This window comes from Pseudarthrobacter sp. (genome assembly GCF_036675385.1).
GTDB lineage: Bacteria > Actinomycetota > Actinomycetes > Actinomycetales > Micrococcaceae > Arthrobacter.
This window is the reverse complement of sequence record NZ_JAKFFD010000131.1, coordinates 1-7,926: the sequence shown is the minus strand read 5'-3', so window position 1 is coordinate 7,926 and position 7,926 is coordinate 1. Positions and strand designations below refer to the sequence as shown.

The window sequence follows — 7,926 nt, the reverse complement described above, 5'->3', positions numbered from 1 at the left end:
GGAGAGCTCCACCTCAGTGGCGATCCGGCACCAGTGCTCGATGGCGTACTTGGCCACCTGCCCGGCATACGCAGACGTCCCGCAGGCCAGCACAATGATCTTGTCGACGTTCTTGAGCAGCTGCGGGTCAATGCGGAGCTCATCCAGGGTCAGTTTGCCGTTGACGTCCGAGCGGCCCAGCAGGGTCTGCAGCACGGCGTCGGGCTGGTCATGGATTTCCTTCTCCATGAAGGACGGGAAACCGCCCTTTTCCGCCGATTCCGGATCCCAGTCAACGTGGTATTCCTTGCCCTCGGCCGGGGCGCCATAGAAATCGGTGATCTCCACCGTGTCAGCAGTGATGGTGACAATCTGGTCCTGACCCAGCTCCACCGCACGGCGGGTGTAATCGATGAACCCGGACACGTCCGAGCCCAGGAAATTCTCGCCCTCGCCCAGCCCCACCACCAAAGGTGAGTTACGGCGGGCAGCAACCACAACGTCCGGCTGGTCCGCGTGGACGGCGAGGAGGGTGAAAGCACCCTCAAGGCGCTGGCAGGCGTACTGCATCGCCAGCGTCAGGCCGCCGTCGGAAGCCACACCACCGAGCTTGTTGCGGAAGATATCGCCCAGCAGCACAGCGGCGACCTCGGTGTCCGTCTCGGACTCGAACGCGTAGCCCTTGGCCGCCAGCTCACGTTTGAGCTCGGCGAAGTTTTCGATGATGCCGTTGTGGATCAGGGCCAGCTTGCCGCCGTCGGACAGGTGCGGGTGCGCGTTCTGGTCCGTGGGGCCGCCGTGCGTGGCCCAGCGGGTGTGGCCGATGCCGGTCGTCGTCGCCGGCAGCGGGCGCTCCTCCAGTTCGGCGAGGAGGTTGCTTAGCTTGCCGGACTTCTTCCGGGACTCGATGGACCCCTCGGAGATCACCGCCACCCCTGCAGAGTCGTAACCCCGGTACTCCAGGCGGCGCAATCCTTCAAGGACTACATCCAACGCACTGTGACCGGAATTCCCACGGTCAGCAGAATGGCCTACATATCCAACGATTCCACACATGGGCTCCAGCTTATCGGCAGCGGCGTTGAGATCTAAACTTAGGGTGCTCCATTTCGCTCTGGGCCGCGCGAGGGGCAGAATCTCTAAAGTGACTTCGCAACGCAATGAAGCGAACGGTGAGGGTGTCTCCCCGTTCGTTGAGCTGGACCGCCAGACTTGGTCCCGGCTCGCCGCCCAGATGGAGCAGCCCCTTAACGAAGAGGACATTGTCCGTCTGCGTGGCCTCGGCGATCCCCTGGACATGAAGGAGATCCGCGAGGTCTACCTGCCCCTGTCCCGGCTGCTGCACCTTTATGTGGAGGCGGCGGGCCAGCTTCATTCGGCCACCACCACCTTCCTGGGTGAGCAAACCCAGCGCACTCCGTTTGTCATTGGCGTGGCCGGCTCGGTGGCCGTGGGCAAGTCCACCATCGCCCGCGTGCTCCGGGAGATGCTGCGGCGCTGGCCCGGCACCCCCAATGTTGAGCTGGTCACCACGGACGGCTTCCTCTATCCCCTGGCCGAGCTCAAGCGCCGCCAGCTGCTGGAACGCAAGGGCTTCCCCGAGTCCTACGACCGCCGCGCGCTGCTGCGATTTGTGAGTGAGGTCAAGGGCGGCGCGGAGGAAGTCCGGGCGCCCTGGTACTCCCACGTTACGTACGACATCGTCCCGGAGAAGGAAGTGGTGGTCCGCCGCCCGGACGTGCTGATTGTGGAGGGCCTGAACGTGCTGGCCCCGGCCCGCCCGCGCCACGACGGCAAGCAGGGCCTGGCCGTGAGTGATTTCTTCGACTTCTCCATCTATGTGGACGCCAAGACCGCCTACATCGAGGAGTGGTATGTGGAGCGGTTCCGCAGGCTCCAGAGCACCGCCTTCGCGCAGCCGGAGTCCTACTTCCACCGCTACGCAACGCTTTCCCCCACCGAGGCCGAGAGCACGGCCCGGGACATCTGGAAGCGCATCAACGAGCCCAACCTGGAGGAAAACGTCCTCCCCACGCGTGGCCGCGCCCAGCTGGTGCTGACCAAAGACGCGGACCACTCCATCCGCCGCATGCTTCTGCGGAAGGTTTAACACACGTGTGCCACGCCTGCGTGGCAGGCGGCCCCTCGGGGGCCAGCCGCCGCTCCTTCGCCCGCTTCCTTGCGGCCGGAGCCGGGCTGACGGTCCTGGCAGCTTGCACGCCGGAGGCACGGTCCGGGGTGGCGCCGTCGTCGTCCTCCCCCGCCCCTGCGGTGAGATCCGAGTCCCCTACCGCCGTAGCGGTCCCTTCAGTGGAAGGCACGACGGCGGCAGCTGAGCCGCCGCCGCAGGCTCCCGTGCCGCCGTCGGCAGCGCTGCCCCGCCAGTTCTCGCTGACGGATCCGGCCAGCCCGTGGCTGGTGGTCAACAAACACCGTCCGCTGGCGCCGGCGGACTACGTTCCGGCGGATCTGGTCCAGCCCAACGTCACGCTGGCCGTTTCCGGCGAGGCGGCCCTGCTGAACAGCACGACGGCGGCCGCCGCGGAAGCGATGTTCGCCGCGGCCTCGCAGGATGGCGTGGTCATGACGCTCGCCAGCGGTTACCGCTCCTACGGCACGCAGGTGACCACGTACAACGGCTATGTGGCAGCGCGCGGACAGGCCGATGCCGACACCGCAAGCGCCCGCCCCGGCTACTCGGAACACCAGACCGGCTGGTCGTTCGATATCGGCGACGGCGGCGGGGCGTGCGCCTTCCAGCCGTGCTTCGCTGACCAGCCGGCGGCAGTGTGGGCAAAGGCGAACGGCCACCGGTTCGGATTCGTGGTGCGGTATCCGTGGATGCTCCACCCGATCACCGGCTACTACTACGAGCCGTGGCACCTGCGGTACATCGGAGTGGAGGCCGCCACCGACATGGCGACCCGGGGCATCAGCACCGTGGAGGAGTACTTCGGGGTGGACGCGGCGCCGGGGTATCCCTAAACAGATCGAACCTGCCGGTCCGGCCGTCCCGCGGGAGCGTCGTCCTGTAGTCTCGCTGTCCATGACGGGGAAACCGATAACGCAGGTCTTGAATAGTTTGTCGAGCGCCGGACAGCGGTCTCAGCGGCGCTTCAGCCGGGGTTTGGATCGGCTCATCACGCCAGATCGCCTGCGTAACTATCCACTGATCTTGATCATCGCAGGCTCACTTGGATTATTGGCTGCCACAATCATCCGCATCACGGACCCAGCGGCCCACGGGGCCTACCTGCCCGACTACCTTGCCCATTGGACCGGGGGGCGGCTGCTGTGGGACGACTCCCAAAACCTCTATGACCCGCGCACGCAGAGCCAGGTCCAAAGTGAAGCCATAGGAACGTCAGTAGGCCTGTCCTGGTTCGTTTCGCCGCCCATAGTGGCCTTCCTTTATGCGCCGCTGGCCCTTATACCCTACAACGTCAGCGGGCTCGTCTGGCTGGTCTTGAGTTCAGCGCTTCTGGTTTGGTGCATCCTTTGCCTAGCCACACTTGCACCGAAGCTCATGAATCACAAGCGCAAGCTCGTCATCTTTGCTGTCCTTGCAGCACCTCCAACGTTCGAGCTCCTCGGCAGCGGGCAGGATTCCGCTGTCGTCCTTCTGCTGTGGCTGATCGGGATCCGCCTCTTCCAAACCAGCCATCCGCTCTGGGCTGGCGCGGTGCTCGGCCTTGGATTCGCGAAGCCCCAGTTGGTACTCGTGATACCTCTGGTACTCCTGGCCACACGGAACTACAAGGCACTCGCCGCCTTCTCGGCAGTGATCGCTGCCGTCAGTGGTGTCTCGCTTGGCCTGGTGGGCCTCGAGGGCCTCGGCCAATGGACAGGCGCCCTTTCTAGCCCCCTTTATATGACCGAAGTGCAACAAGGCCAAGCATGGAAAATGGTGGGGCTTCCATCATTTATTCAAGCGTTGCTACCCCCGGCGTGGGGCGCCGGCATAGCGCCGCTCCTGACTGCAGCGTCCCTGCCCATCGGCGCAGCGGTCCTCCTGTTGTCCATCCTGCGACTCCGGAACACAGGCATGGACGGCCAATCGGTTTGGATAGCGACCTTGGCGACGACGGTCACATTCTCACCCCACCTGGCAACGTATGATGCCGTGCTGTTCATTCCAGTAGTGATATTCCTGCTGGAGCGGCGCCCCACGCGATTCCTGCGCGTGGCTACGGTTCTGGCATTCGCGCTTATGTGGATGGTCGCTCCCCTCCATGTTGCGGCCCTTTCGCAGCCTTGGCCGCTCTCCATCCTTGATGCTCCGTGGTCGGCTTTACCGCTGGCCGCCATCTGGCTTGAGTCAGTGCGCGCGCTCAGGCCTGGACGTTTGGGAGTAGTCTCGCAGGACGCTGACAGTTCCAACCCGTCCGAGGGAACAACATTGACGGACGTTCCACCGGTCAAGGCAGACAGGCAGCAAGCCGGCGAGTAGCTCCGCACACATTGGCGACACGCGTCTCGTGCTCACGGCGGTGACATACGCGGTTAACCATTGTGGGTTAGCTTGGACATATGTTGACAGGATTCAAGAATTTCATCATGAAGGGCAATGTCGTAGACCTTGCCGTCGCCGTCGTGATGGGTGCCGCTTTTGGCGCCGTCGTGACCTCAATCGTCGAAGGCCTGCTAACACCGCTGATCGGCCGCCTGTTCAGTGCCAAGGGCATTGCGGAAATGCAGTGGGAGGGATTCATGTATGGATCCGTTATTTCCTCCATCATTTCGTTCGTATTGGTGGCCGCTGCCATCTACTTCGTGGTTATCATGCCGATGAACCACATGATCGAACTCCGCAACCGCAAACTGGGCATCAACCAGGCGGTCAAGGAAGAAGCTGCAGAGGATCCGCAGATCGCCCTGCTGACCGAAATCCGGGACTCGCTGCAGAGCCGTACCCCGTAACTTCACCGCAGACAGGTGTGGCCCGCTTCCTGACGGAGGCGGGCCACACTTGGTTGTGTCGTGGATCAGTCGGTGACCAGCTCGAGCGCGAGCTCGGTGCGGACAACCTGGGCCAGGCGTTCAGCGATGGAGTTGGCTGTTGCCTCATCCCCTGCTTCCACCATGACCCGAACTACGGGTTCGGTGCCTGAAGGGCGGAGCAGGACACGTCCGTTATCGCCCAGCTCGGCTTCGGCCAGGACCACGGCCTGCGCCAGCGCGTTGGAACTAGCCACACGCGTGCGGTCAACGCCCTTGACGTTGATGAGTACCTGCGGGAGCTTGGTCATCACAGTGGCGAGCTGCTTGAGCGTCCGGCCCGTCAGGGCGACCTGCGCGGCAATCTGGAGCCCGGTGAGGACGCCGTCGCCTGTGGTGGCGTAGTCAGCGAAGATCACGTGGCCGGACTGCTCGCCGCCGAGGTTGTATCCGCCGTCGCGCATCTCCTCAAGGACGTAGCGGTCCCCGACACCTGTTTCGCGGATGGTGATGCCTGCTTGGCGCAGTGCGATCTTGAGGCCGAGGTTGCTCATCACGGTGGCCACCAGGACGTCGTCGATGAGCTTGCCTGAGGCTTTGAGGGCGACGGCCAGGATCGCCATGATCTGGTCACCGTCCACCTCTGTGCCTTCGTGGTCCACGGCGAGGCAGCGGTCGGCGTCGCCGTCGTGGGCGATGCCGAGGTCGGCTCCGTGCTTCAGCACGGCGGCTTTGAGCGGACCGAGATGGGTGGAGCCCACGCCGTCATTGATGTTGTGGCCGTCCGGCTCGGCGCCGATCACGATAACATCGGCGCCGGCGTCCTTGAATACCTGGGGCGAGCAGCCGCTGGCGGCGCCGTGGGCGCAGTCCAGGACTACCTTCAGGCCGTCGAGTCGGTGCGGGAGCGTCTGCAGGAGGTGGACGATGTAGCGGTCCTCAGCATCGGAGAAGCGCTGGATCCGTCCAACACCGCTGCCGACGGGCCGCTGGGGCTCCTTGCCCATCTGCTCCTCGATGGCGTTCTCCACGTCATCAGGAAGCTTCTGGCCACCGCGGGCGAAGAACTTGATCCCGTTATCAGGGGCAGGATTGTGGGAGGCCGAGATCATGACGCCGAAGTCGGCGTCGAGGTCTGCCACGAGGTAGGCCGCGGCCGGCGTCGGGAGAACCCCGGCGTCGTAGACGTCGATACCGGAGCTGGACAGCCCTGCCTCGACGGCGGCGGCGATGAATTCCCCGCTGGCGCGGGGGTCACGCGCCACCACGGCACGGGGCCGGGTGCCACTGGTACTGCGGTCATGACCAAGCACGACGGCGGCCGCCTGGGCCAGGTTCATCGCAAGCTCGGCAGTCAACAGGCCGTTAGCCAGGCCCCGGACACCATCTGTTCCAAATAATCTAGACATCGTGGACAAGTCTAGAGGATGGATGCTCGGCGGCCGGTGTTGGTCCAAACGTCACGCTCCCGCAGCCAGGCCACTGCTATGCGCTACTACTTCGTGCGCTGCACTTCTAAGTGTCGCAGCCAACAAATCTATACAGGACAGCCACGCCTTGCTGGTCAATTTTGACGAACGCTGGTGAACTATCTGCTCCGTCCAAGCCTGGGAAGTCATTGACTTCCTTGCGTTCCGGATCAATGTAGCGGCCGCCGAAATCGAGGAGGAATCGAACGTTCTCACGCTTTGCTGCCGCGCAAACCTCGGATTCGGGACGGGCCTGGTTCAGTTTCTCCGACGTTAGGAGGCGGTCTTTGTTGGATCCCGTATACGCATGCGCGAACAGAACACGGCGATCCGCAATTGCATAGGCCGTTGAACTCCCATTCCACGGATTATTGGCCATAACAGCGTCCACCGGCACATGGTCACTCAGCCGCTTCATCAACTCGAGTTCGTCGGGGCTCAGCAGCGGCGAGGAGTCATCCAGAGCGTACGTATGCTCTCGGCCTGGCGTCGTTTCGGAATTCGTGGGCCAGATAATGATGGATGCGGCCAAAGCTGCGACGCCAACTGGAACTATCCACTGGATCCGGCGCTGGGAGATATTATCGAATATCCAGGCGCCAGCCGCGCCGGCAAGAACTGCCCAGAACATGGGCAGGAGCGCAGCTAGGCGAGGCGGATCACCGTACCACGCGCCGATTACGATTTGCCTGACAATTGGATCTGGAACCGCTGCGGACACGACGTAGAGCACAACCGCACCGGCGTAGGACGCCAGAAACCACCATTCAGTACGTCTCCGGGCCAGCACTACCGTTCCGAGTAGCGTCAACGCTGCGAACCCCCATTGGACAGTGCCATGCGTTGGTGCGTTTAACAGGACGCTCCCGGCGGCGGCCAGCAGTGAGTCGAATGGGTCCCAGGTGGTGGTCCAAGGGCGCACCACAGCCCAGACGACTAGACCGGAACTGAATGCGCTGATCCAGACTGCTGTCCACTTCAAGTAACCGAAGAGATCCGACTGCCGTTGCTTGAGGGTTCGAAAGGACCGCCCCGCAGCCATGACCGCAAAAATCGAAGACAGGCCAACAAAAGCCACTAGACCTGACATATGCGTGAGTACAAGGCCTGGTATCCCCACGACCAGCGTCGTTGCGGCCAATGGCCAGGGCATGGGGCTAATCTTTCCAAACCTCAATGCTGGCGCCAGCACTGCGACGAGCGGCGGCAACAAGGTCACCCCCAGCATGTAGGGAAAGAGCGGACCGAAATCGCTCTTCTGGCTCTGCATGACAGTGAACGGGAAGGCGAAGAACCCGGCGCAAGCAACGGCCGCACAGAGCAGCCCAACAATCTTCGGCCCGACCACCAAATGGACCAACAGTAGTACGCCAAGCGGCCAGGCAACGGCCACGATCGCAAGGTTAAGGGCATTGGCGGCTTCAATTATGGGCAAGCCCGTCGCCTCAGTAGTCAATGCCGCCAGCGCGTGCCATATCTGCGGATACAGCCCGGACGATTCGCCCATCAAAGAACGCACGGCGAACGGCGATCCGTCTCC

The 7,926-nt window shown here is 63.3% G+C and carries 7 protein-coding genes; 4 read left to right on the top strand and 3 right to left on the bottom strand.

The genetic code is table 11. The annotated features are described in order from the left end of the window. Positions 1-1,035: isomerizing glutamine--fructose-6-phosphate transaminase (locus V6M49_RS10230; RefSeq protein ID WP_332761041.1), on the bottom strand; the 1,035-nt coding region annotated here is incomplete at its 3' end. Between the two features lie 88 nt (positions 1,036-1,123). Between V6M49_RS10230 and coaA the strand changes: the two genes are divergently transcribed. The 4 genes from coaA (at position 1,124) to mscL (ending at position 4,899) form a co-directional block, all read left to right on the top strand. Next, the gene (gene coaA, locus V6M49_RS10225) at positions 1,124-2,089 is read left to right on the top strand and encodes a type I pantothenate kinase (protein ID WP_141141188.1); all 966 of its coding nucleotides are present in this window, start codon (positions 1,124-1,126) and stop codon (positions 2,087-2,089) included. 5 nt (positions 2,090-2,094) lie between these two features. Beyond that, positions 2,095-2,964, top strand: a complete 870-nt coding sequence (locus V6M49_RS10220) for a M15 family metallopeptidase (protein ID WP_332761040.1) — start codon at positions 2,095-2,097, stop codon at positions 2,962-2,964. Positions 2,965-3,025: 61 nt separating this feature from the next. Further along, positions 3,026-4,429, top strand: a complete 1,404-nt coding sequence (locus V6M49_RS10215; RefSeq protein WP_332761039.1) for a glycosyltransferase family 87 protein — start codon at positions 3,026-3,028, stop codon at positions 4,427-4,429. An 80-nt stretch (positions 4,430-4,509) separates the two neighbouring features. Then, positions 4,510-4,899, top strand: coding sequence for a large conductance mechanosensitive channel protein MscL (mscL, locus tag V6M49_RS10210; protein ID WP_058931754.1), 390 nt, complete (start codon positions 4,510-4,512; stop codon positions 4,897-4,899). A 65-nt stretch (positions 4,900-4,964) separates the two neighbouring features. Here the strand turns inward: mscL and glmM are convergent, their stop codons facing one another. Beyond that, on the bottom strand, positions 4,965-6,326 hold the full coding sequence (gene glmM / locus V6M49_RS10205; protein ID WP_332761038.1) for a phosphoglucosamine mutase: 1,362 nt from the start codon (positions 6,324-6,326) through the stop codon (positions 4,965-4,967). A gap of 106 nt (positions 6,327-6,432) precedes the next feature. Beyond that, positions 6,433-7,926 (bottom strand): DUF6541 family protein (locus V6M49_RS10200; RefSeq protein WP_332761037.1); only part of this gene is annotated, 1,494 nt, incomplete at its 5' end.

Bases quoted from the DNA above. Each gene is read 5' to 3' on its own strand.
- V6M49_RS10215 (WP_332761039.1), top strand. From the start codon at position 3,026: ATGACGGGGAAACCGATAACGCAGGTCTTGAATAGTTTGTCGAGCGCC.
- mscL (WP_058931754.1), top strand. From the start codon at position 4,510: ATGTTGACAGGATTCAAGAATTTCATCATGAAGGGCAATGTCGTAGAC.
- glmM (WP_332761038.1), bottom strand. From the start codon at position 6,326: ATGTCTAGATTATTTGGAACAGATGGTGTCCGGGGCCTGGCTAACGGC.